Genomic DNA, 22,136 nt, shown 5'->3' on the forward strand with positions numbered 1-22,136 from the left:
CGATCCTTGCCGTCGCGTTGATCGCGGGTTTGGCGCCGGGTGCGCAGGCCCAACAGCGCGACCGCCATGCGGGCTATTACTATCCCGTGCCGCATTCGACCGAGACGTATGTTTCGCGCGCCAAGGTGCTGATCGACTCAGATCGCTCCAAGCGGCTCGAATTCGTCAACGGCCTGACCGCGGCGCAGTTGAGCCTGCCTTATCGTCCGTCCTACGCGATTTTCGCCAAGGGCGATCGCGCCGACCGTTTGATTATTTCGGCCTTGGACAAGGGCCATCTCGACACGGTCTATCGCGCGCGGGCGTTGCTGGCGCAGCTCACCGCCGCGTCGCGCACCAGCCCGATGTTCGTCGAATACGGCGTGGACGAGCTGTTTACGTTCCTGGACCTGCTGAAACTGCTCGGTTTCACCACGCTGACCATCGGCGACGGCGAAAATTTTGCCCATCAAATCGCGATACGTTAGACACCGGGCCGTTGAACAACCTTTCCGATATCGCTTAACCTGCCTGTAACCGGACCCTCCGATCCTGTCGGACGAAGGTTCGCGTGCGAGGGAGGTTGCGATGGACGGGACGGGACCGGCGGCCGCGCATTCGGGCGTGCTGACCGACGTGGCGGTCGAGGCGGGATCGCTGGGCGTCGAACTCGCCGACGTCGCGGGATACATCGACGACATCGCGGCGAATTTGCAGCGTCAAGTCGGGCTGTTCGGCGAGACACGCCAAGCCACCCAGGAACTCGCCGCCGCGAACGCCGACGCCGCGCGCGCGGCGGACGAGGCGAAGGATCTCGCCGGCAAAGTCTCGGCGGAAATGGGCGCCTCGCGCGTGCAGGTCGATCAAGCGATGGGCGACATCTCGGCGCTGGTCGGGGCGGCGCGCGAGATCGCGGCCGATTTGGGCGGATTGCAAACGGCCCTCGAGCGCATCGGCAAAGTCGCCAAGCAGATCGACGCGATCGCGCGCCAGACCAATCTTCTCGCCCTCAACGCCACGATCGAGGCGGCGCGCGCGGGCGAGGCGGGGCGCGGCTTCGCCGTCGTCGCGGGCGAGGTGAAAGCGCTCGCGCGCCAGACCGCCGAAGCGACGGCGGAGATCGGCGGCACGCTCACCGAACTCGGCCAGCAGGCCAAACGCCTGATCGGCCGCTCGGAAGAAAGCCAGGCGCGCGCGCAATCGGCCGAGACCGGGGCCGCCGCGATCGGCGGCGTGATCGGCACCATCGCGACGCATGTCGACGAAGTGGCCGGACGCATCGATCGGATTTCGGGTGCGGTGCGCGAAATCGACGCGCGCTCGGGCAAGGTGCTCGACGCGATGGGGGCGTGCGGCGACGGCGTGACCGCTTCGTCCAAAGCCATCGACGGCACGAAGGAACGGCTTTCGCGCCTCGTTTCGATGGGCGAGCGTTTGATTCAAATCACGGCCGCGTCGGGCGTCGAAACGGTCGATACGAAATTCATCGCCGCCGCGCGTGATGCGGCCGCCAAGCTATCGGCGGCATTGGAAGGGGCGGTGTCGCGCGGCGAAATCCGTCTCGACGATTTGTTCGACGAGAGCTACGCGCCCATTCCGGGCAGCAATCCGCAACAGGTGCGCACGCGCTTCCTCGATGTGGCGGATCGCTATTTCCCCGCGATCCAAGAACCGCTGCTCGATCTCGATCCGCGCGTCGTGTTCTGCGCCGCCGTGGATCGCAACGGGTACCTGCCCACGCACAACAACAAATTCTCCAAGCCACACGGACCCGACCCGGCGTGGAACACGGCCAACGGCCGCAACCGGCGCATCTTCAACGATCGCGTCGGGCTCGCCGCCGGGCGCAACCGCGCGGATTTTCTGGTGCAGACCTATCGCCGCGACATGGGCGGCGGGCAGTTCACGCTGATGAAGGACGTCTCGGCGCCGATCGTCGTGCAGGGCCGTCCCTGGGGCGGCGTGCGGCTCGCCTACAAAATCTAGTCGCGCAGTTCGATCCACGCGGGCGTGTGATCGGACGGTTTTTCCAGCGTGCGCGGATTGCGGTCGACGCCCGCTTCGCCCAAGCGGTCGGCGGCTTCGGGCGACAGCAGCAGATGGTCGATGCGCAAACCGTGATCGTGGGTGAAGCGATCGCGGAAATAATCCCAGTAGCTGTAAAGCCGCGCGGCCGGATGGCGATGACGCAAAGCATCGGTCCAGCCTTGATTGACCAGGGCGCGCCACGCTTCGCGCGCTTCGGGTGAAATCAGCGCGTCGCCCGCCATCGCCTTGACGTCCCAAAGATCGATGTCGGTCGGGCAGACATTGTAGTCGCCGCCCAGCACGACCGGCTTCTCGAGCGCGAACAGCGTTTTGGCGTGTGCTTGCAGGCGCGCCATCCAGCCGAGCTTGTAGTCGAATTTCGGGCCGGGGCAGGGATTGCCGTTGGGCAGATAGATCGACGCGACGCGTAACCCGTCGATTTCGGCTTCGATATAACGCGACTGAACGTCGGCATCGTCGCCGGGCAGACCGCGCCGCACGATATCGATCTTGCGGCCCTTCGCGAGAATGGCGACACCGTTATAGGTCTTCTGGCCATGCGTCTCGACGGCATAGCCGAGCGCTTCGACCTCCAGGCGCGGGAACTCGCCGTCCTGGCATTTCAATTCTTGGAGCAGCGCGATATCGGGCGCGAAATCGGTCAGCCAGCGCGTGAGATGCGCGGTGCGCGCGCGCGCCGAGTTGACGTTCCAGGTCGCGATCTTCAAGGGAAGTTAGACCGAGAACGAGTTGCCGCAGCCGCAGGAGCTCTTGGCGATCGGGTTCTTGATCTGGAACGAGGCGCCGATCATGTCCTCGACATAGTCGATCATCGAACCGCCGAGCAGTTCCAGCGACGTGTTGTCGATCAACACCGTGGCGCCGTCCTTCTCGATCTTCAGATCGTCGTCGTTCGCCGTATCGTCGAAGGTGAAACCATATTGGAAGCCCGAACAACCGCCGCCCGAAACGGCGATGCGCAGCATCATGCCGGGCTGGGCTTCCTGCGACAGCACGAAGGCGATCCGCTTGGCGGCGGCGTCGGTGACGACGACCGGGGCGGTTTGCGGTTCGGCGAGGGCGGTATCGGACATACGGAAACTCCTTGGTCCTTCAGAGTTAAGGAGCGCCCCCGGATATGTCAATGCACGGGCGTGAACAAAGCGCGAAAAAGCCCCGAATATCAGCGAGTATATAGGGCGTTGCGGGGTATGTAACGCGACGCTAGCTTGGCCCGATATGACGGCCTTACCCAAATCCGAGTCGCCCGAACGCGCGGGTTTGGCGCCTTATGCCTGCGATTGGCGCGCAAGCCGCGGCCGGCGTCATGCCGAACGGCCCAGCGCTTTGCGCTCGCCATTTCAGCGCGACCGCGACCGGGTGATCCATTCGACCGCGTTCCGCCGCCTGAAGCACAAGACCCAGGTCTTCGTGGCGGGCGAAAGCGACCATTTCCGCACGCGGCTGACCCATTCGATCGAGGTGGCGCAGATCGCGCGCACGATTGCGCGCGCATTGGGCCTCGACGAGGATCTGACCGAGTGCTTGGCGCTCGCCCACGATCTTGGCCATACCTGCTTCGGCCATGCGGGCGAGGATGCGCTCGACGCCGCCATGAAGGATCACGGCGGCTTCGATCACAACGCGCATACGCTGCGTTTGCTTACCGAGCTTGAGTGCCGCCATATCGGCTTCGACGGTTTGAACCTGACCTGGGAATCCCTGGAAGGTGTGGTCAAGCATAATGGTCCGGTGACGGGATCGGACGTGCCGGGCGCCATCGTCGAATTCGACCGCGTCTATCCGCTCGATCTTTCGACCTACGCGTCGGCCGAGGCGCAGGTCGCGGCCTTGTCCGACGACATCGCCTATAACGCCCACGATCTGGACGACGGATTGCGCGCCGGGCTGTTCGGCGAGGACGATCTGGCCGAAACCCCGTTGTTCGGGCCTATTTTCGCCGGAATTCGCAAGCAACATCCCGGGATCGATGTCCAACGCCGCCAGGCCGAAGCGGTACGTGAGGCGATCGGCCGGATGGTGGAAGATTTGCTGTCGGAAACGCACAAGCGCCTTCGCGCCTGGCGCCCGCGCGATGCGGACGCGGTGCGGGGGCTCGGCAAACCGCTGGTCGGTTTTTCGGACGCGATGCGCGCCGATATCGAAGGCGTGCGAAAATTCCTGTTCGCGCGTATGTATCGCCACGCCAAGGTCGTCGAACGCACCGACGCGGCCAAGGCGATCGTGCGCGACTTGTTCGCGCGTTACTGCGCGGCGCCCGACCTTCTGCCGGAGGAATGGCGACGACGCGAACCGATCCATCGCGCGGTCGCCGACTACATCGCCGGCATGACCGATCTTTTCGCCCAAAACGAACACCGACGGCTTTGCATCCCCTCATGAATATCTTCGCCGAATTCCACGCCGTACTCGCCAAGGCCCTCGACGCGCTGGTCGCAGAAGGCAAGCTGCCCGCCGGGCTCGACCTCTCGCGCGCCGTGGTCGAACCGCCGCGCGACATCACGCACGGGGATTTATCGACCAACGCCGCTTTGGTGCTGTCAAAGGGGGCGAAGATGAAACCGCGCGACGTGGCGGAATTGCTCTCCGCCAAGCTCGCCGCCGATCCGCGCATTGCCGGAACCGATATCGCCGGGCCGGGCTTCGTGAACATGAAGCTCAAGCCCGAGATTTGGCGCGATCTCGCACGTTCGATCCTGACGCTGGGCGAAAAATTCGGCCACGGTGCGATGGGCGGCGGCAAGAAGGTCAACGTCGAATACGTTTCCGCCAATCCGACGGGGCCGATGCATGTCGGCCATTGCCGGGGAGCGGTCGTCGGCGATGCGCTGGCCGCGTTGCTGGAAAAAACCGGCCACGACGTGACGCGCGAATACTACATCAACGACGCGGGCGCGCAGGTCGATGTGCTGGCACGCTCCGTCCATCATCGCTATCGCGAAGCTTTGGGCGAAAATGTCGGCCCGGTCGCCGAAGGGCTTTACCCGGGCGATTATCTGAAGCCGGTCGGTGCCGCACTCGCCGCCGAATTCGGCGCCAAGTATCAAACGGCGGCGGAATCCGAGTGGCTCACACTGTTCCGCGAGCGCGCCATCGCCGCGATGATGGATTTGATCCGCGAGGATCTGAAGGCGCTGGGCGTCGTCCACAAGGTCTTCTCCAGCGAGAAGAACGACATCGTCGGCAAGGGCCGCGTCAACGATGCGATCGAATATTTGAAGGCGCGCGATCTCGTTTACACCGGCGTGCTCGAACCGCCCAAGGGCATGAAGCCCGAAGATTGGGAACCGCGCCCGCAAATGCTGTTCCGCGCCACGTCGTTCGGCGACGACGTTGACCGGCCGCTCGCGAAGTCCGACGGCACCTGGACCTATTTCGCGGCTGACATGGCCTATCACCTCGACAAATATCGCCGCGGTTTCGAGCGCTTGATCGACGTATGGGGTGCCGATCACGGCGGCTACGTGAAGCGCGTCGACGCGGCCGTGAAAGCGTTGTCCGAAGGCCGCGCGACGCTGGAAGTGAAGCTCTGCCAGATGGTCAATCTTCTGGACAAGGGCGAGCCGGTGAAGATGTCCAAGCGTGCCGGCACCTTCGTCACGCTGCGCGATGTGGTCGACGAAGTGGGTGCCGACGTCGTGCGCTTCGTGATGCTGACGCGCAAGCAGGATCAGCATATCGATTTCGACTTCGCCAAAGTGCGCGAGCAGTCGAAGGACAATCCGGTCTTCTACGTGCAATACGCGCATGCGCGGCACCATTCGGCGTTCCGCCAAGCGAAGGCGACATTCGACGGGATCGACCTGTCGGACGCCACGCTTGCGAAAGCCGATCTTTCGCGCATCGGCGACGCGGACGAACTCGCCTTGCTGCGCATGTTGTCGGGCTATCCGCGTATGCTGGAAGCGGCGGCGGAGGCGAGCGAGCCGCATCGCGTCGCGTTTTGGCTTTATGATCTTGCTTCCGCGTTCCATGCGCTGTGGACGCGCGGCAATGCCGAGCCCGGTTTGCGCTTCGTGCTGCCCGAAGATCGCGACACGACGCTCGCGCGTTTGGCCTTGGTGCGCAGCGTCGGCATCACGGTCGCTTCGGGCTTGCGCTTGCTGGGTGTGACGCCCGCCGAGGAGTTGCGCTGACGATGCTGCCCGAAGGCGCCAAACCGATCTTGTCGAGCGGCGACGAGCCCGCCCCGTTGAGCGGCGGGCCCCAACGCACGCGCGGCAATGGCGGCGGCGGGCGCAATTGGGGGCGCCTCATCGCGGCCGTTTTCGCGTTCGCGGCCGTGGTCGGCTTCGGCTCGCTGCTTGCCTACACGTATTTGGAAACGCGCGACGGATCGACCGATCCCAATTCGTTGCCGATCGTGCGCGCCGATACGCGGCCGATGAAAACGCGGCCCGATCAGCCCGGCGGCATCGAGGTGCCGTTCCAGGACAAGGAAATCTATAACCGCGTCGGCCAGCAATCCTCGGGCGGTGCCACGACCCAGGCCGCGCAAGGCGGGCAGGTGGAACGCTTGCTGCCCGGCCCCGAAGCCGTGATGCCGCGCCCTGTGCCCGAACCGCCGCCGGCCCCCCGTGTGGTGGTGCCCGACGCGCCGCAGGTCGAGCCGACCGCCGACGCCGTGCCGGTGACCGCACCGCCGCGCGCCTCGATCCAGCCGGGCGGGGCGAACGCGCCCGCCCCCGTGCCGCCACCGGCACCGTTGCAGGCGCCGTCGGCGCCGCGTCCGCAACAAGCGGCCCCCGCGGCCCCCACGACTGCGGCTCCGGCCGCACGCCCGGCGACGCCGGCTCCGGCCCCGCAAGTCGCGGCCGCACCCGCCGCCGGGGGCATTCGCATTCAATTGGCGTCGGTACGCAGTCAAGCCGATGCGCAGCGCGAATGGGAACGTTTGCGCCGCCAGCATGGCGACGTGCTCGGCAATCTGACCGCCAGTTTCCCGACCGTCGATCTGGGCGATCGCGGCATGTTCTGGCGTATCCAAGCGGGCGGTTTCGCCAATGCCGATGCGGCGCAAGCCGCGTGCGCCGCGTTGCGCGCGCGCGGGGCGGGCTGCAACGTGGTGCGATAGGAGAGGAGAAGCCATGCGTCCTTCCGCGATCATTTACGGCTGTGCGGGCACGTCGCTGACCGCCGAGGAACGCGCGCTCTATCGCGATGTCGATCCGCTGGGCTTCATCCTGTTCGCGCGCAACGTGGGCACGCCCGACGAAGTGAAGGCGCTGGTCGCGGATATGCGAAACTGCGTGGGCCGCGCCGACGCGCCTGTGTTGGTCGATCAGGAAGGCGGACGCGTCGCGCGGTTGAAGCCGCCGCATTGGCGCAAGGCGCCGCCCGCGATGACCTTTGTCGAGCGTGCGGGATCGCGCGGCGAAGCGGCCGCACTCGCGGCGTTGCGCACCAACTTCCATCTGATCGCGCGCGAATTGCTGGATGTGGGCATCACCGTCGATTGTGCGCCGGTCGCCGACGTGCCGGTTCCCGGCGCGCACGACATCATCGGCGATCGCGCTTACGGCAGCGATCCCGCCGCGATCGGCCGCTATGGCCGCGCCGTCGCGGAAGGCTTGCTCGATGGCGGCGTGTTGCCGGTGCTGAAGCACATTCCCGGCCATGGGCGCGCGCGCGCCGACAGCCATTTGGAATTGCCGGTCGTCGAAGCGAGCGTGGAAGAACTCGAACGCACGGATTTCGTGCCGTTCAAGGCGCTGGCCGATCTGCCCTGGGGCATGACCGCGCATGTGAAATTCCCGGCCTTCGATCCCGATCGCCCGGCGACGACCTCGCCCGTGGCGATCGAGGCGATCATCCGCCGCCGGATCGGGTTTCAGGGCTTGCTGTTGTCGGACGATCTTTCGATGAAGGCGCTCGACGGTGATTTCGAAGCGCGCACGCGCGCCTGCCTCGACGCCGGCTGCGACGTGGTCCTCCATTGCAACGGTGATTTCGCCGAGATGAAGGCGGTCGCCGTGGCCGCGCGCCCGCTCAACGATTCCGCGATGGCGCGGGTGGAGGCGGGGGAACGCCTGCGCCTGTCGCGTGCGCAAAGGTCGTTCGACGAAGCGGCGGCCAAAGCGGAGCTGGACGCGTTTTTGGCCGCATAACAGGCCGTTAGCCTGTGGATAATCTTGCGCTTTTCCGGGGTTTTGCTTTGGCGTATCCAAGATGCAGGTGGTGGCCCCGAGTCGCAACCACCGCATCTTGTGGACCAAGGGCTTAGCCCCCGATCTTAAAGCAGTGCCCGCCGCCGATATGACGATCGAAACCGCAGCCGAGTTCGAAGCCGATCCCGAGCGCCGCCAAGCGGCGCCCGAGGCCGATGGCTTGCTCGTCGTCAATCTCGGCGCGTTCGACGGGCCGCTCGACCTGCTGCTGTCGCTCGCGCGCGATCAGAAGGTCGATCTCGCCAAGCTGTCGATCCTGGCGCTGGCCGAGCAGTATCTGACCTATATCGCCGAAGCCAAGCGCCTGCGCTTGGAAGTCGCCGCCGATTATCTGGTCATGGCGGCGTGGCTCGCGTTCCTCAAATCGAAGCTGCTGCTGCCGCCGGAGCCGACGGAACCCGAGCCCGAGCCCACGGCCGCGCAGATGGAAGCCGCGCTGCGCTACCAGCTCCAGCGCCTGCAGGCCATGCAGGAAGCCGGGGCGGGCATGATGGCGCGCGCCCAGCTTGGCCGCGACACGTTCGTGCGCGGCATTCCCGAAGGCGCGCCCGTCTCGACGACCGAGACCTGGGACGTGCGCCTGATCGACGTGCTCAAGGCCTATGCCGATTACCGCAAGCGCACCGACAAGCCGGTGCTGCGCATCGTGGCGACCGAGCTCGACACGATGGATGCGGCGATCGAACGCCTGTCGCGCATGCTGGGCGACATGGCGATCCCCGAATGGACGACGCTCCAGAACTTCCTGCCGCCCGACATCGCGGCAGGAACGATCGGACGCTCCTATGTGGCAGCCACGCTTGCCGCCACGCTTGAACTCGTGCGGACCGGCAGATTGCAGATCCGGCAGGAAGGCAACTTCCAGCCGATCTTCGTGCGCCGCCCGCCCGAAAACCCCGTTTCCGAATTTCCCGCCGACCGTACGGTGCCGCAATGAGTAAAAGCGCCCGCAAAGCCCGCCGCGAAGCCGCAGCCCAGGAAGCCGCCGAAGCGGCCGCCGCTGCCGCACAGGGCGAAGCGCAGATCGTCGAATTGACCGTCGTTGAGGAAACGGCCGTCGTTGAAGAAATCGCGATCGTCGAGGAGACGACCACGAGCGACGAACCCGTCGAGACGCAAGCCGCCGAGGAAACGCCGGCGGAAGAAATCGCGCCGGATGCGGCCGTCGCGGTCGACGGCGAAGCCGCCCCGGTGGAAGACGCCGCCGCAATCGTCGAATTGCCGCCCGAGGAATTGCGCGCGCAGGCGATGCGCGTCGTCGAAGCGATGATCTTCGCGTCGTCCGAGGCGTTGTCGGTCAAGGAAATCGCCAAGCGTCTGCCCAAGGGCGTGGACGTGCCGGGGATCGTCGCGGAAATCGAAACGCATTACGCGGCGCGCGGCGTCAATCTCGTGCGTGTGGCGGGCAAGCTCGCCTTCCGCACGGCGTCGGACGTGGCCGAGAAGCTGAAGATCGAGCGCGTCGTCGCGCGCAAGCTGTCGAAGGCGGCGACCGAAACGCTGGCGATCGTCGCCTATCAGACCGCCGAGGGCCGCCCCGTCACGCGCGCGGAGATCGAAGAAATCCGCGGCGTCGCGCTGTCCAAGGGCACGCTCGAAATCCTGATGGAAGCGGAGTTCGTGCAGCCCAAGGGCCATCGCGAAACGCCGGGCCGCCCCGTCACCTACGCGACGACCGACAAGTTCCTGGAGCATTTCGGCCTCGACAGCATCAAGGCGCTGCCGGGCTTGAAGGAACTGCGCGAGCTGGGCTTGCTCGATACGCGTCCGGCCGTCAGCGCCTATAGCGAAGACGGCGGCCTCGCCGAGCCGCCCACGATGGGCGAAGCGGCCGAGGAGGAGGAGGGCCCGATCGACGAGCGCGAAATGGCGCCCGAAGATCGCCCGTCCGCCGAGATCGTCGAATTGCATGCGGGCACGGATTCCGAAACGGCCGAAGCCGATGCGGAAACCGCGACCGAAGAAGCCGCCGTCGAAGAAGACTCCGACGCCGTCGATGACGACGTGGAAGACGATGACGACGACGAGAGCGAATTCGAAGACGACGACGAGGACGACGAGGATTTCGACGATGAAGAATCGTCGGGGGAAGAATCGTCGGACGAAACCCCGGTCGATGACGAAGACCGAGAGCGTAAGCCGGAGTAGTCCTTCGTCGCCATAAGTTGCGAGAGCTTCGCAACTATCATAGTTTCCGTCGATGGACGGAAATACGGCGAAACTCGATCTGCCCGGCCTGCATCTGCGGGACATTTCCCACGCCTTTGGCGCGCGCCGGGCGGTCGATCGCGTGACATTGTCGGTCGCCCCGGGCGATCTCGTTTGTCTGCTCGGGCCTTCCGGCTGCGGGAAGACGACGTTGCTGCGTTTGGCGGCGGGGCTCGAAACGCTGCAAGCGGGCAGCGTGGCGCTCGACGGCCGCGTGCTCGCCATGCCCGGCCGCGCAATTCCGCCCGAAGCGCGCGGCATCGGACTTGTGTTTCAGGATTACGCGCTGTTCCCGCATCTCGATGTCGCGGGCAATGTCGCTTTCGGCATCGGCGCGTTGCCGGCCAAGGAACGCGAGGCGCGCGTGGCCGAAACCCTCGCGCAAGTCGGCATGCTCGATTACGCGAAAGCCTGGCCGCATGAATTGTCCGGCGGGCAGCAGCAGCGCGTGGCGCTGGCGCGCGCCTTGGCGCCCAAACCCCGCGTGGTGCTGATGGACGAACCGTTCTCCGGTCTCGATTCACGTCTGCGCGAAACGATCCGCGACGACACGCTGCATGTGTTGAAGGAAAGTGGTGCTGCGACGCTGATGGTCACGCACGATCCGGAGGAAGCGATGTTCATGGCCGACCGGATCGCGGTGATGCGCGACGGCCGCATCGAACAATTCGCGGCCCCCGATCGCGTTTACGGCGAACCCGCCAGCGCCTTCGTCGCGCATTTCTTCGGCCAGGTGAACGAATGGGTCGGCCATGTCGCGGGCGGCAAAGTCGCCACACCGTTCGGCGCGGTCGATGCGGCGGGGCACGCGGACGGCGCGAAAGTGCGCGTGTTGATCCGCCCCGAAGCGCTGAAGCTATCGCGCATCGCCGACAACGCGGCAGAACCCGCGTGCGTCGCCAAGGTGATCGCCGCGCGGCTGCTGGGCCGTTCGTCGTGGGTGCATTTATGCTTGGGACGCACGCAAAAACCCGATGCGCATCTGCATTTCCACGCCCGCGTCCCCGGCCGTTTTCTGCCGGCGGAGGGGGAAGTGCTGGCGGTCGCGCTCGATCCGCGCGAGGCCTTTATCTTCGCCGCCGACGTTCCTAACTAATTGACTTAAGGCACGTAAGGAACGTTGCGGGCGGCGTCGCACTCGGCCATACTCCGCCCCTCATTTGGACCCTGGCGCGCCCGGAACCCTAGTTCCATCAGCGCGTTAGCGGCCGGAACTCAACCTCTCCACCACGGGAGCGAAGCGATGGGTATGACGAGCATTTGGCACTGGCTGATCCTGCTGGTGGTCGTGCTGTTGCTGTTCGGCGCGGGCAAGATCCCCAAGCTGATGGGCGACGTCGCGGGCGGCATCAAGGCGTTCAAGAAGGGCATGAAGGAAGACGAGGGCGAGAAATCCGACGCCGCGTCCACGCCGGCCCCGCAAGTGACCGGCCAGACGACGACTACGACCGAAGCCTCCGACAAGTCGAAGGTCTGATCCGCGACGACCACGGCGCCGGTACGAGGCGGGGGACGACATGCTCGATCTGAGCTGGGGCGAGATCATGATCATCGGCGCGGTCGCCGTGATCTTCATCGGCCCGAAGGAACTGCCGGGCGCGTTGCGGACCGTGGGCAAGTTCGTGGGCAAAGCGCGCATGATGGCGCGCGAGTTCCAGAACAACGTCGACGACATGGTCCGCGAGGCCGAACTCGAAGAGGTCAAGAAGCAGGTCACCAAGGCGACCGATTTCGCGACCGGCGGCATCGCGGGCGCCATCAAGAACGCGGTCGATCCCAAGGGCGAACTCGAAAAGGCGATGCAAGCACCCGACCTGGGCACGCTTGGCGCCGAAACGCCCAAGCCCGCCGATCCGGCACCGGCGCCCGCGACGACGCCCGCCGCCGTGACGTCCGAACCCGCACCCGCTTTGCCGGCACCCGCCGCGACGCCCGCAGCAGCACCGGCACCGGAACAACCGGCGGCCGTTCCCGCCACCAAACAGGCTTAGGCTTCGTGTCTTGAGCAGCACCGACGATATCGAAGACAAGAAGATGCCGCTGATGGAGCATCTGGTCGAGCTGCGCACGCGGCTGCTCTATTCGATCGTCGCGTTCATCGCCGCTTTTGGCGTCGCTTATTATTTCCACCAGCCGATCTTCAACTTCCTGGTGACACCGCTGAACCATGTGTTCGAAGGCCAGGCAGGCCGGCGGATGATCTTCACCGCACCCACGGAAGCCTTCTTCACCTATATCAAGGTCGCGTTCTTCACGGCTTGCGCGTTGTCCTTCCCGGTGGTCGCCAATCAGGTTTGGCTGTTCGTCGCCCCGGGCCTCTACCGGAAGGAAAAGAACGCGTTCCTGCCGTTCATCGTCGCCACACCGGTGATGTTCGGGATCGGCGCGGGGCTGCTTTATTACTTCGTGCTGCCCGTCGCGTTGAAATTCTTCACCAGCTTCGAATTGCCCGCCGCCGAAGGCCAATTGCCGATCCAGCTCGAAGCGAAGATGAGCGAGTATCTCTCGCTCGTTATGGCGTTGATCTTCGCCTTCGGCGTCAGCTTCGAATTGCCGGTGCTGCTGCTGTTGCTGGTGCGCGTCGGGCTGGTTTCGGCCGAAACGCTGGCCGGCAAGCGGCGCTATGCCGTGGTCGGCTGCGTCGCGTTCGCGGGCGTCGTCACGCCGCCGGACGTATTCAGCCAGCTGTCGCTCGCCATCCCGATGTATCTGCTCTACGAAGCGTCGGTGTGGATCGGGCGCTGGATCGAAAAGGGCAAGGCCGAGCGCGAAGCGGCGGAAGCCGCCGCCGAAGCGGCCGAAAACGGCGAAACGCCCTCGTCGCCCGCACCGTCGGCGCCGCCCAGTGCCGCACCCGCCGCGGCGGCTGCGACGGCGGCCGTGGTCGAAACGTCCGCGACGGGCACGACGCCGCCCGGCGAAACCGACTTCAACCAGTCACGTTAAGCGGCGTTCCGCGTTCGAACGCGCGGCGATAGGGAAGATAAGCCGATGCGGATCGTCGCCGTCGAGCCGTTCATCGCCCATTGCCCGATCCAGCAAGGCTCGATCCGGGATTCGACGCACAGCATCACCCATTGGGGCGTCGTCGGCTGCGTGATCCGCACGGACGACGGGCGCGAAGGCTGGGGCTTCACCGGCACGCATGCGCATCTGCCGTCGGATCGCTTGGTCACGTCGTGCATCCGCGATTGCTACGCCGATCTGCTGATCGGGGAGGACGCGATGGATGGCGATCGCTTGTGGCGCAAGCTCGCGCGTTATCCCGCCGTGCAATGGGTGGGGCGCGCCGGTATCACGCATATCGCGCTCGCGGCCGTGGATATCGCGCTGTGGGATTTGCGCGCCAAAAAGGCGGGCGTGCCGCTGTGGAAATTGCTCGGCGGCGCCACCAAGCCGAAGCTCGAAGCCTACAACACCGATATCGGCTGGCTGTCGATCCCGCTGCCCGAAATGCTCGATCTGTGCAAAGCCGCGATCGAGCGCGACGGGTTCCGGCGGATCAAAATCAAAGTCGGGCACGACGATCCGACGGTCGATTTGAAGCGCCTGGAAGCGGTGCGCCGACTGATCGGACCCTCGGTGACGATGGCGATCGACGGCAACGGCAAATGGGATCTGCCGACGTGCCTGCGCTTTTGCCGCGCGGCCGAAGCGCTCGACATTTTCTGGTTCGAGGAACCGCTCTGGTACGACGACATCGCCGGGCATGCCGCTCTCGCGCGCGCCACCAGCATTCCCGTGGCCCTGGGCGAGCAGATCTACACCGCCGAAGCCTTCGAGCAATTCATGGGGCAGGGGGCGGTGCATTACGTGCAGCCCGACGTCACGCGGCTTGCCGGCATCACCGAATATATCCGCGTGGCCGATGCGGCGCATGGACGGCGTCTGCCTGTCTGCGCGCATGCCGGCGACATGACGCAGGTACATGTGCATCTGGCGTGGTGGCATCCGGCGTCGACGATGCTCGAATACATTCCCTGGATCCGCGAATGGTTCGCCGAGCCGATCGCGGTCGAAGGCGGGAACTACAAGCTGCCGCAAATGCCGGGGGCGGGCACCACGATGCGAGCGGGCGCGCTGGACCGGGTCGGCCGGCCGCTCGGCTAAGCGCTTGAAAAGGATTCGCTTCCGGCGATCTGTGGACGCGTCGCGAAGCGCTCACGTATAAACTCGGAGTCGCGCCTCGTTCCGGCATTTTTCCCGCGCGACCGAGGGGCCATGTTCGGCAAACCGATCGATCCCGCCACGGCGCGCATTCTTGTCGTCAACGACGACGGCTATCGCGCGACCGGCATCGGCCTGTTGGAGAAAGTCGCGCGCCAGCTTTCGCGCGACGTGTGGGTCGTCGCCCCGGAAACCGAACAAAGCGCCGTCAGCCATTCCTTGACGATCCGCCGGCCGTTGCGCGTGCGCAAGCTGAAGGGCAATCGCTACGCGGTCGACGGCACGCCGACCGATTGCGTGATGCTCGCGGTCCAGGAAATCATGAAGGACAAGCCGCCCACGCTATGCCTGTCGGGCATCAATCGCGGCGGCAATCTGGGCGACGACGTGACCTATTCGGGCACCATCGCCGCGGCGATGGAAGCGACCATTCTGGGCGTGCCGTCGATCGCGCTGTCGCAGGTTTTGACCGCCCCGCATCCGGTGAAATGGGCGACGGCCGAGCACCATGCCGAGACGACGATCCGTCATATCCTGAAACTCGGCTGGCCGGCGGAAACGCTGATCAATGTCAATTTTCCCGATGTACCCGCGGCCAATGTGCGTGGCGTCGCCGCCGCGCGCCAAGGCCGCTACAAAACCGGCGACGAGATCGTGCGCAATCTGGATCCGCGCGGCGAACCGTATTTTTGGATCGGTGCGGCGCGGCGCGGTCACGACACGCGCGCCGGCACCGATATCCATTCCTGCGATCGCGGTTGGATTTCGGTCACGCCGATCTTCCTCGATCTCACGCACAAAGCGACATTGAAACGGTTTTCCGCGTCTTTAACCAAGGCATCGACCCAGGCTTCGAAAGGCCGTCGCGCATGAGCACGCCCAACCACAAGATCCGACTGGTGATGGAGTTGCGCGCGGCCGGCGTGGCCGACGTGGGCGTTCTCGCCGCGATCGAACGCACGCCGCGCGAAGTTTTCGTGCCGCCGACCTTCCGCGACCGCGCCTACGAGGACGCGGCTTTGCCCATCGGGCATGCGCAAACCTTGTCGCGGCCGTCGGTCGTCGGATTGATGAGCCAGGCCCTGGAGGCGGGGCCGCGCATGAAGGTCTTGGAGATCGGCACGGGTTCGGGTTACCAAACTTGCGTGCTCGCGCGCATGGTGCGCCGAGTCTACACGATCGAGCGGCATCGCGAATTGATGGTCCTGGCCGAAGAGCGGTTCAAAGCGTTGCGCGTCCACAACGTCGTCACCAAATTCGGGGACGGCTGGGCGGGCTGGCGCGAGCAAGCGCCCTTCGAACGGATTATCGTCACGGCAGCGCCTTCGGATATTCCCGGGGCGCTGGTCGATCAACTCGCCGAAGGCGGCGTGATGATCCTGCCCGTGGGGCGCGAGAAGCGCACCCAGGCACTCGTGCGTTTGCGCAAGCTCGACGGCCGGACGACCATCGAGGAACTCGACGCGGTACGCTTCGTTCCGATGGTGGCCGGCCTGCCGAATTAGAAGGCGCGGGGCCGTTGCGGCCGCCCGCCCTTAAATTCGCCGCCGCCCTGGCGCTGCTGGCGCTGGCCGCGTGCGAACGCGGCAGCCCGCCGGCGCCGATCTTTGTCGGCGGCCGCCCGCAAGCCCAGCCGCAACAGCAGCAAACCCAACAACGCGCCGCCGCACCGGTCGCGGGTACGCTGCAACCGGGCACGACGCATGTCGTCGTTCCCGGCGACACGGTGTTCACGCTGGCGCGCCGTTCGGGCGTGCCCACGCGCGCGATCATCGACGCGAACCGCCTGCAAGCGCCCTATGCGCTCAATCCCGGCGACAGGCTGACCATTCCCGCCGTGCGTGTGCACGAAGTGCGCAGCGGCGATACGGCCTCGCAAGTCGCGCAGCGCTACGGCGTCTCGCTCGCCGATCTCGTGCGCGCCAACGGCATCGAAGCGCCCTACATCATCCGTATCGGCCAGCGTTTGGTCATCCCGGGCAGCGCGCAGCAAACGCAGACCGCGATCGCCGCCGCACCGATCCAGACACCGGTTCAGCGCCCGGTCGAACAGGCCGCACTTCCGCCGCCGCCCGTCGCCGTGCAGCCCATGCCGGCCCCGCCGGCCAATTCACCGCCGTCGGCGGCGGTACCGCCCGTTGCGGTCGTGGTCCCGCCACCCGCACAGCCCGCTCCGCAAGCGGCGCCGCAGCCCGCACCGCCTGTACCCTCGGCGTTGACCGCGCCCGAGCCGGTCGATCCCGCGCGCGCCGGGCGTTTCCTGTGGCCGGTGCGCGGCATCGTCGTGTCCGATTACGGGCCCAAGCCCGGCGGCTTGCAGAACGATGGCGTGAATATCGCGGCCCCGCGCGGCACGCCATTTCGCGCGGCCGAGGCGGGGACAGTGATCTATGCTGGAAACGAGCTTCGCGGCTTCGGCAACCTTTTGCTGCTGCGTCACGACGGCGGTTACGTGACGGCTTATGCGCATGCCGACGAGTTGCTCGTGCAGCGCGGCGACAATGTGCGGCGCGGCCAAACGATCGGGCGCGTGGGCTCGAGCGGCGGAGTGGCGACGCCGCAGCTTCATTTCGAAGTGCGGCGGGGGACGCGCGCGGTCAACCCGACCGAATATCTCGGCAGCCAAAGCGCGTCGAATTGAGTTAACATCCCCGATCTTCGGTTGGGGATTCGCCATGAAGATTTTCGCGATCGTTTTGGTGCTGCTGTTGAGCGCCCAAGCCTATGCGCAGGACGTCATCGTCGAGGAAGCGCTGCTACCTGTCACGATTCACGGCCGCGAGTTCAAGCTCGATACCATCGTGGTGAAGCGCAAGGATCTCGACGGGCAGCGCCTGCCGATCGCGCTGCTAACGCATGGCGTGTCGCGCACCGCGCAGGAGAATGCCGAAGTCACGACCGGGCGGTTGCGCGGGCAGGCGGTCGATATGGCGCTGCGCGGCTATCTCGCCGTTGGCCTCATCCGGCGCGGCTTCGGCCGATCCAGCGCCTATACGCGCCCGCGCGGCTGCGGTTCGGGCAGTTTTCTGCCCAGTTTGCGCGATCAAGCCGCCGACATCGAAGGCGTGCGCAAAGTCGTCGTCCAACGGCCCGACGCCGATCCCGCGCGCATCGTCGGGCTTGGCGTTTCGGTCGGCGGGATCACGATGTTGGCCTGGGCCGACGAGCGCCCCGAAGGTTTGATCGCCATCGTCAACGTGTCGGGCGGGACGGGATCGACCGCGACCGATACGAATTGCGACGAGCCGGCGCTCATCGCGGCGGCGCGTTCTTTCGGCGATGCGCGCAACGCGCCGTCGATCTGGTTCTACGCCGCCAACGACACGTATTTCGGTCCGCGGGTCGTGTCGCGGATGCATGAAGGCTTCACCGCGCGTGGCGGCAAGGCGGAGCTTCACGCATTCGACGCCATCGGCAACGACGGGCATCAGCTGTGGTCGCTGTCCGATGGCCGTCAGCGCTGGCTGCCGGAGATGGACGCGTTTTTGAGCCGGTTCGGTCTGCCAAGCTGGGACCCCGCACCCGTGGCCAAGTTCGCCGCGGGATTGAACGAGTCCAACAAACGGACTCTGGACCGCTATCTCGCGTCGCCCGGACATAAAATCCTGATGATGGCGCCCCGGAAAGGCAGTTTGCACACTTGGCGCGGCGCTTCCGATTTGGATACGGCCCGCAAGAACGGATTGGAATCGTGCGAGAAATCGGCCGGCGAGAAGTGCCGGGTGGTGATGGAGAATTTCCAGCCGGCGCCGTAGCCGGATTGCGGCTTGACGGAAGGTTGTATCTCACCGAGAATATTTGCTGGGCAGAAGGCCCGGTTTCGAGACGGGAGAATTCCGATGGTTGATTCGATCGCCGCTTCGCGCGGTGCCGCCAGTTATTCCACGACCGCCCGCACGCCGACTTCGTCGGATGCGTCCGCTGCCGCCAAGGACAAGATCGATCCGGCGGTCATCCTGCAAGGTATGGCGGGCTTGAATGCCGCCTTGAAGGCGCGGCTTGGCGATTTGATCACGTCCTTCAATTCGCAAGCGCCCGCGAACGGCGAAACCGTGCGCACCGCCGACGGCATGGATACGCGCCGATTGCGTGATCGTCATGGCCGCGAGTTCGAGGAAAAGCGGCTGCGCGATCCTAAGACCGGCCTCACACTTTTCCTGACGCTCACGCCGACCGATGGCGGGGTCGGGCGCGTGACCATCATGGGCGGCGAAAAGAACAACCCCAATTTCACCATCGCCATGCGCAAGAAAGACGCGAAGCGTGTGCCCGGCGATCTGATCGCGGCCGCGCTGGTCGATCTCGCACGCGAGCGCGGCTTCGACGATACGGAGAAGCTGAAACTGACCGTGCGTTTCGATCGCTGAACAACATTCAACAAACTCGTTGACATTCAACTGATCGGTTGATAGTAAGGGCGGCATGAACCGCCCCGCTTTTCTGCGCGAACTCGTTTCCGATCCCGCCACGCAAGAGGCCACGCTCGATCGCGTGTTCTTCGCGCTCAGCGATCCGTTGCGCCGCGCGCTGCTCGATCGTCTGGCGCAAGGACCCGCGACGGTCGGCGAATTGGCCGCCCCGCATCCCGTGTCGTTGCAGGCGGTGTCGCGCCATATCCAGGTTCTGGTCCAGGCGGGCCTGATCGCGCAGGAACGCGACGGGCGCATCGCGCGCTGCAGCCTGACGGCGGAGCCCGTGCAGGTCGCCGCCCTCTGGATGAACCGCTACGCCAAATACTGGCAGCACCAGTTCGAAGCCTTGGTCGCTGCGTTGCCCGATCCCGTTCCCCCGAAAAAGAGGAAGCGTAAATGAGCTTGTCCGCCGAAATCGTCTCGCGCGAAGAATGGCGCCGTCGCCGCTTGGCGCTGTTGAATGCCGAAAAGGAATTGACCCGCGAGCGCGATCGCATCGCCGCCTTGCGCCGTGAAATGCCGTGGGTGCGGGTCGAGAAGGACTACGCCTTCGAAGGTGCGGACGGCGTCAAGCCGCTCGCCGGTCTGTTCGGGCCGCATTCGCAATTGCTCGTCTATCATTTCATGTTCGCGCCCGAATGGGAGCGGGGCTGCAAAAGCTGCTCGATGTGGGCCGACGGTTTCGACCGGCAGGCGCCGCATCTGGCCGCGCGCGATATCGCTTTCGCCGCGATCTCGCGCGCACCCTTCGCGAAGCTCGCCGTGTTCAAAGAAAATCTCGGCTGGCAATTCCCTTGGTATTCCTGCGGGCCCGACGGCTTCGCGCGCGATTTCGGCGTGGAGTTCACCGCCGGCGACGAAGCGGCGGAATACAATTTCGTGCCCAAACCCGCCGGCGCCAAGAACATGACCGATCTGCCCGGCGTATCGGTTTTCGCCAAGCTGCCCGACGGCGCGATCTTCCACACCTATTCCTGCTATTCGCGCGGCATCGAGCAGATCAATCCGACCTACGGCTTGATCGATCTCGTGCCCAAGGGCCGCGATGAGGCGGGCCTGCCCTTCGACATGGCGTGGGTCAAGCTGCGCACCGAATACGACACGGCGATTTGAGGGAGGAAGGAACGATGGCCAGTCCCGATAACACGCAAAGCGGTTGCTGCGGCAACGGCAAGCAATCGGCCGACGAACTCGACGTCTATCGCCGCGAGATCCGCGAGATCCGCGCGCGGATGACCGAAGCGCGCCGCAAACGGCCGCTGGAGCCCGTGCTCGATCATGTGTTGTTCGGCATCGATGGCGAGAAGCGCTTGTCCGATCTGTTCGGCGATTCCGACGATCTGATCCTGATCCACAACATGGGGAAGGGCTGCCCCTATTGCACGCTGTGGGCGGACGGCTTCAACGGCGTCTACGACCATCTCGCCAATCGGGCCCCCTTCGTCGTGACGAGCCCCGACGCGCCGGAGGAGCAAACTGAATTCGCCAAATCGCGCGGGTGGCGCTTCCCGATGCTCAGCCACAAGGGCAGCGACTTCGCGCAAGCGCTCGGGTTCCGCGATCCCAAATCGGGCTGGCTGCCGGGCGTTTCGACCTTGAAGCGCACAAAGCAAGGCATCTTCCGCGCGGCGGCCGAGGAATTCTCGCCGGGCGACGATTTCTGCTTCGTCTGGCCGATGTTCGATTTGTTGCCGGAAGGCGCTGCCGGCTGGCGTCCGCGCTATCGTTACGCGAGCTGAACCGATGACCAAATCCTATACCGGCGGCTGTGCTTGCGGCGCGCTGCGTTACGAAATTCCGGGCGAGCCGGTGTTCAGCAATCACTGCCAATGCCGCGATTGCCAGCGCGACAGCGGCACCGGCCACGGCTCGTATTTGACCTTCATGCGCGACGGCGTGAAGGTGATCGGAGCGGCCGCGACCTGGGACATGGTCGCGGATAGCGGCAACGTCAAAACCCGCGGCTTCTGCCCGAAATGCGGCACGTCGGTGTTTTTGAACTTCGCCGCCGCACCGGGCATTTTCACGGTCAACGCCGCGAGCCTGGACGCGCCCGAACGCTTCAAGCCGCAAGTCGTGACATACGCGGCGCGGGGCCTCGCGTGGGACAATCTCGACCCGGCGCTGACGAAGTTCGAGAAAATGCCGACCGGTTAGTCGACACGTTTGCCCAGGCGCCCGGCGAGATCGACGACGAATTGCCAGGCGACGCGGCCCGACCGCGCGCCGCGCGTCACCGACCATTCATTGGCTTGGCGGCGCAGTTCCTCGACCGGCATGCCGAAGCCGTAGCGCTGGGCGTAGCCTTCGATCATCGCGAAATAGGTGTCCTGGTCGGCGTTGTGGAAGCCGAGCCATAGGCCGAAGCGGTCGGAGAGGGAGACTTTCTCCTCCACCGCCTCGGCGGGATTGATCGCGGTCGAGCGTTCGTTCTCGATCATGTCGCGCGGCATCAAGTGCCGGCGGTTCGACGTCGCGTAGAACACGACATTGTCGGGGCGGCCTTCGATGCCGCCGTCGAGCACCGCCTTCAGCGATTTATAGGCGGCGTCCTGGCCGTCGAACGACAGATCGTCGCAGAAGATCACGATGCGCCGATCGGTCTGACGCACATGGGAAAGCAGCTTGGGCAGCGAGGGGATATCCTCGCGATGGATTTCGATCAGCGCCACGGAGCGTTTGCGCGTCTCGCAGATCTGGGCATGGACCGCCTTGACCAGCGACGATTTGCCGGTCCCCCGCGCGCCCCACAGCAGCACGTTGTTGGCGGGCAAGCCATCGGCGAAGCGCTTGGTGTTGTCGTAAAGCTGGTCGCGTTGACGCTCGACGCCTTTCAACAGCGAGATATCGACCCGATTGACCTTGGCGACGGCTTCGAGGCGCGCGCCCTCCGCATGCCAAACGAAGGCGTCGGCCCCATCCATATCGGCCGAAATCCGGGCGGGCGGGGCGATGCGATCCAGCGCATCGGCGATGCGCGCGAGAAGCTGTTCGACGTTGCTTGTGTCCATGTGCGGCGATTCCGTCCCGAAGCTGGGGGCGAACGCTAGTCCCCGGGCGCCAAGTGGTCAATCCGAAAGGAAAATCCGGCCTGGAGGGGGTGTTGCTTTTCGGGGGGAGGTGGCTATAGTCGCGCGCCTTATCCCTTTCCCCG

The 22,136-nt window shown here is 65.4% G+C and carries 25 protein-coding genes; 22 read left to right on the plus strand and 3 right to left on the minus strand.

The genetic code is table 11. From position 1 onward, the window contains the following. Positions 1–2: 2 nt before the first annotated feature. Both J0H39_09420 and J0H39_09425 read left to right on the plus strand, forming a co-directional pair. Complete coding sequence (locus tag J0H39_09420) at positions 3–467, plus strand: molybdopterin-guanine dinucleotide biosynthesis protein A (protein MBN9496965.1); 465 nt, start codon at positions 3–5, stop codon at positions 465–467. A gap of 100 nt (positions 468–567) precedes the next feature. Further along, positions 568–1,965: a methyl-accepting chemotaxis protein gene (locus J0H39_09425; protein MBN9496966.1), complete on the plus strand. Its 1,398-nt coding sequence runs from the start codon at positions 568–570 to the stop codon at positions 1,963–1,965. On the opposite strand, the gene xth is transcribed toward J0H39_09425, so the two are convergent. Together xth and erpA are read right to left on the minus strand one after the other, a co-directional pair. Continuing rightward, on the minus strand, positions 1,962–2,735 hold the full coding sequence (gene xth / locus J0H39_09430) for an exodeoxyribonuclease III (protein ID MBN9496967.1): 774 nt from the start codon (positions 2,733–2,735) through the stop codon (positions 1,962–1,964). The genes J0H39_09425 and xth overlap by 4 nt on opposite strands. A 6-nt stretch (positions 2,736–2,741) precedes the next feature. After that, positions 2,742–3,101: an iron-sulfur cluster insertion protein ErpA gene (gene erpA / locus J0H39_09435; GenBank protein ID MBN9496968.1), complete on the minus strand. Its 360-nt coding sequence runs from the start codon at positions 3,099–3,101 to the stop codon at positions 2,742–2,744. 145 nt (positions 3,102–3,246) lie between these two features. On the opposite strand from erpA, the gene J0H39_09440 reads away from it, so the two are divergent. From J0H39_09440 to J0H39_09535, 20 genes are all read left to right on the plus strand, one after another. Continuing rightward, complete coding sequence (locus tag J0H39_09440; protein ID MBN9496969.1) at positions 3,247–4,410, plus strand: deoxyguanosinetriphosphate triphosphohydrolase; 1,164 nt, start codon at positions 3,247–3,249, stop codon at positions 4,408–4,410. Then, positions 4,407–6,164, plus strand: a complete 1,758-nt coding sequence (locus J0H39_09445; GenBank protein ID MBN9496970.1) for an arginine--tRNA ligase — start codon at positions 4,407–4,409, stop codon at positions 6,162–6,164. Before J0H39_09440 ends, J0H39_09445 begins: the two co-directional genes overlap by 4 nt. 2 nt (positions 6,165–6,166) lie before the next feature. After that, on the plus strand, positions 6,167–7,102 hold the full coding sequence (locus J0H39_09450) for an SPOR domain-containing protein (protein MBN9496971.1): 936 nt from the start codon (positions 6,167–6,169) through the stop codon (positions 7,100–7,102). Positions 7,103–7,115: 13 nt separating this feature from the next. Continuing rightward, positions 7,116–8,135 (plus strand): beta-N-acetylhexosaminidase, encoded by a 1,020-nt coding sequence (nagZ, locus tag J0H39_09455; GenBank protein MBN9496972.1) that lies wholly within the window; start codon positions 7,116–7,118, stop codon positions 8,133–8,135. Between the two features lie 148 nt (positions 8,136–8,283). Further along, positions 8,284–9,132, plus strand: a complete 849-nt coding sequence (locus J0H39_09460; GenBank protein MBN9496973.1) for a segregation/condensation protein A — start codon at positions 8,284–8,286, stop codon at positions 9,130–9,132. A gap of 311 nt (positions 9,133–9,443) precedes the next feature. Next, on the plus strand, positions 9,444–10,343 hold the full coding sequence (scpB, locus tag J0H39_09465) for an SMC-Scp complex subunit ScpB (protein ID MBN9496974.1): 900 nt from the start codon (positions 9,444–9,446) through the stop codon (positions 10,341–10,343). Positions 10,344–10,395: 52 nt separating this feature from the next. Next, the gene (locus J0H39_09470) at positions 10,396–11,499 is read left to right on the plus strand and encodes an ABC transporter ATP-binding protein (protein ID MBN9496975.1); all 1,104 of its coding nucleotides are present in this window, start codon (positions 10,396–10,398) and stop codon (positions 11,497–11,499) included. 147 nt (positions 11,500–11,646) lie between these two features. Then, complete coding sequence (locus J0H39_09475; protein ID MBN9496976.1) at positions 11,647–11,880, plus strand: twin-arginine translocase TatA/TatE family subunit; 234 nt, start codon at positions 11,647–11,649, stop codon at positions 11,878–11,880. A gap of 40 nt (positions 11,881–11,920) precedes the next feature. Beyond that, positions 11,921–12,394: a twin-arginine translocase subunit TatB gene (gene tatB, locus J0H39_09480; GenBank protein MBN9496977.1), complete on the plus strand. Its 474-nt coding sequence runs from the start codon at positions 11,921–11,923 to the stop codon at positions 12,392–12,394. A 43-nt stretch (positions 12,395–12,437) separates the two neighbouring features. Then, positions 12,438–13,349 carry a twin-arginine translocase subunit TatC gene (gene tatC, locus J0H39_09485; protein ID MBN9496978.1) on the plus strand — a complete coding sequence of 304 codons (912 nt, stop codon included), beginning with the start codon at positions 12,438–12,440 and terminating at the stop codon, positions 13,347–13,349. Between the two features lie 45 nt (positions 13,350–13,394). After that, positions 13,395–14,513, plus strand: a complete 1,119-nt coding sequence (locus tag J0H39_09490) for a mandelate racemase/muconate lactonizing enzyme family protein (protein ID MBN9496979.1) — start codon at positions 13,395–13,397, stop codon at positions 14,511–14,513. 111 nt (positions 14,514–14,624) lie between these two features. After that, positions 14,625–15,443, plus strand: a complete 819-nt coding sequence (gene surE, locus J0H39_09495; protein MBN9496980.1) for a 5'/3'-nucleotidase SurE — start codon at positions 14,625–14,627, stop codon at positions 15,441–15,443. Next, complete coding sequence (locus tag J0H39_09500; protein ID MBN9496981.1) at positions 15,440–16,075, plus strand: protein-L-isoaspartate(D-aspartate) O-methyltransferase; 636 nt, start codon at positions 15,440–15,442, stop codon at positions 16,073–16,075. Before surE ends, J0H39_09500 begins: the two co-directional genes overlap by 4 nt. Positions 16,076–16,089: 14 nt before the next feature. Further along, positions 16,090–17,211 carry a LysM peptidoglycan-binding domain-containing M23 family metallopeptidase gene (locus J0H39_09505; protein ID MBN9496982.1) on the plus strand — a complete coding sequence of 374 codons (1,122 nt, stop codon included), beginning with the start codon at positions 16,090–16,092 and terminating at the stop codon, positions 17,209–17,211. 34 nt (positions 17,212–17,245) lie between these two features. Continuing rightward, positions 17,246–18,325 carry a hypothetical protein gene (locus J0H39_09510; protein MBN9496983.1) on the plus strand — a complete coding sequence of 360 codons (1,080 nt, stop codon included), beginning with the start codon at positions 17,246–17,248 and terminating at the stop codon, positions 18,323–18,325. Between the two features lie 84 nt (positions 18,326–18,409). Then, entirely contained in the window at positions 18,410–18,937 is a 528-nt protein-coding gene (locus J0H39_09515; GenBank protein MBN9496984.1) for a hypothetical protein, read from the plus strand. Between the two features lie 55 nt (positions 18,938–18,992). Then, positions 18,993–19,382: a helix-turn-helix transcriptional regulator gene (locus J0H39_09520; GenBank protein ID MBN9496985.1), complete on the plus strand. Its 390-nt coding sequence runs from the start codon at positions 18,993–18,995 to the stop codon at positions 19,380–19,382. Continuing rightward, positions 19,379–20,095 (plus strand): DUF899 domain-containing protein, encoded by a 717-nt coding sequence (locus tag J0H39_09525; protein MBN9496986.1) that lies wholly within the window; start codon positions 19,379–19,381, stop codon positions 20,093–20,095. The genes J0H39_09520 and J0H39_09525 overlap by 4 nt, the downstream gene beginning before the upstream one ends. Positions 20,096–20,109: 14 nt before the next feature. Then, positions 20,110–20,721, plus strand: a complete 612-nt coding sequence (locus tag J0H39_09530) for a DUF899 family protein (GenBank protein MBN9496987.1) — start codon at positions 20,110–20,112, stop codon at positions 20,719–20,721. A gap of 4 nt (positions 20,722–20,725) precedes the next feature. Then, on the plus strand, positions 20,726–21,139 hold the full coding sequence (locus tag J0H39_09535) for a GFA family protein (protein ID MBN9496988.1): 414 nt from the start codon (positions 20,726–20,728) through the stop codon (positions 21,137–21,139). Here the strand turns inward: J0H39_09535 and J0H39_09540 are convergent. Continuing rightward, complete coding sequence (locus J0H39_09540; protein MBN9496989.1) at positions 21,136–21,993, minus strand: ATP-binding protein; 858 nt, start codon at positions 21,991–21,993, stop codon at positions 21,136–21,138. The genes J0H39_09535 and J0H39_09540 overlap by 4 nt on opposite strands. Positions 21,994–22,136: the final 143 nt, after the last annotated feature.

The sequence above is a fragment of the Alphaproteobacteria bacterium genome, assembly GCA_017308135.1.
Classification (GTDB): domain Bacteria; phylum Pseudomonadota; class Alphaproteobacteria; order CACIAM-22H2; family CACIAM-22H2; genus Tagaea.

What these genes read in the sequence shown, in the direction of transcription:
- J0H39_09520 (MBN9496985.1), top strand. Translation starts at nt 18,993, where the DNA reads ATGAACCGCCCCGCTTTTCTGCGCGAACTCGTTTCCGATCCCGCCACG.
- J0H39_09535 (MBN9496988.1), top strand. Translation starts at nt 20,726, where the DNA reads ATGACCAAATCCTATACCGGCGGCTGTGCTTGCGGCGCGCTGCGTTAC.
- J0H39_09440 (MBN9496969.1), top strand. Translation starts at nt 3,247, where the DNA reads ATGACGGCCTTACCCAAATCCGAGTCGCCCGAACGCGCGGGTTTGGCG.
- nagZ (MBN9496972.1), top strand. Translation starts at nt 7,116, where the DNA reads ATGCGTCCTTCCGCGATCATTTACGGCTGTGCGGGCACGTCGCTGACC.
- J0H39_09540 (MBN9496989.1), bottom strand. Translation starts at nt 21,993, where the DNA reads ATGGACACAAGCAACGTCGAACAGCTTCTCGCGCGCATCGCCGATGCG.
- erpA (MBN9496968.1), bottom strand. Translation starts at nt 3,101, where the DNA reads ATGTCCGATACCGCCCTCGCCGAACCGCAAACCGCCCCGGTCGTCGTC.
- J0H39_09470 (MBN9496975.1), top strand. Translation starts at nt 10,396, where the DNA reads ATGGACGGAAATACGGCGAAACTCGATCTGCCCGGCCTGCATCTGCGG.
- J0H39_09450 (MBN9496971.1), top strand. Translation starts at nt 6,167, where the DNA reads ATGCTGCCCGAAGGCGCCAAACCGATCTTGTCGAGCGGCGACGAGCCC.
- surE (MBN9496980.1), top strand. Translation starts at nt 14,625, where the DNA reads ATGTTCGGCAAACCGATCGATCCCGCCACGGCGCGCATTCTTGTCGTC.
- J0H39_09445 (MBN9496970.1), top strand. Translation starts at nt 4,407, where the DNA reads ATGAATATCTTCGCCGAATTCCACGCCGTACTCGCCAAGGCCCTCGAC.
- scpB (MBN9496974.1), top strand. Translation starts at nt 9,444, where the DNA reads ATGCGCGTCGTCGAAGCGATGATCTTCGCGTCGTCCGAGGCGTTGTCG.
- tatC (MBN9496978.1), top strand. Translation starts at nt 12,438, where the DNA reads ATGCCGCTGATGGAGCATCTGGTCGAGCTGCGCACGCGGCTGCTCTAT.
- J0H39_09425 (MBN9496966.1), top strand. Translation starts at nt 568, where the DNA reads ATGGACGGGACGGGACCGGCGGCCGCGCATTCGGGCGTGCTGACCGAC.
- J0H39_09510 (MBN9496983.1), top strand. Translation starts at nt 17,246, where the DNA reads ATGAAGATTTTCGCGATCGTTTTGGTGCTGCTGTTGAGCGCCCAAGCC.
- J0H39_09515 (MBN9496984.1), top strand. Translation starts at nt 18,410, where the DNA reads ATGGTTGATTCGATCGCCGCTTCGCGCGGTGCCGCCAGTTATTCCACG.
- J0H39_09500 (MBN9496981.1), top strand. Translation starts at nt 15,440, where the DNA reads ATGAGCACGCCCAACCACAAGATCCGACTGGTGATGGAGTTGCGCGCG.
- J0H39_09475 (MBN9496976.1), top strand. Translation starts at nt 11,647, where the DNA reads ATGGGTATGACGAGCATTTGGCACTGGCTGATCCTGCTGGTGGTCGTG.
- J0H39_09530 (MBN9496987.1), top strand. Translation starts at nt 20,110, where the DNA reads ATGGCCAGTCCCGATAACACGCAAAGCGGTTGCTGCGGCAACGGCAAG.
- J0H39_09460 (MBN9496973.1), top strand. Translation starts at nt 8,284, where the DNA reads ATGACGATCGAAACCGCAGCCGAGTTCGAAGCCGATCCCGAGCGCCGC.
- tatB (MBN9496977.1), top strand. Translation starts at nt 11,921, where the DNA reads ATGCTCGATCTGAGCTGGGGCGAGATCATGATCATCGGCGCGGTCGCC.
- J0H39_09490 (MBN9496979.1), top strand. Translation starts at nt 13,395, where the DNA reads ATGCGGATCGTCGCCGTCGAGCCGTTCATCGCCCATTGCCCGATCCAG.
- J0H39_09525 (MBN9496986.1), top strand. Translation starts at nt 19,379, where the DNA reads ATGAGCTTGTCCGCCGAAATCGTCTCGCGCGAAGAATGGCGCCGTCGC.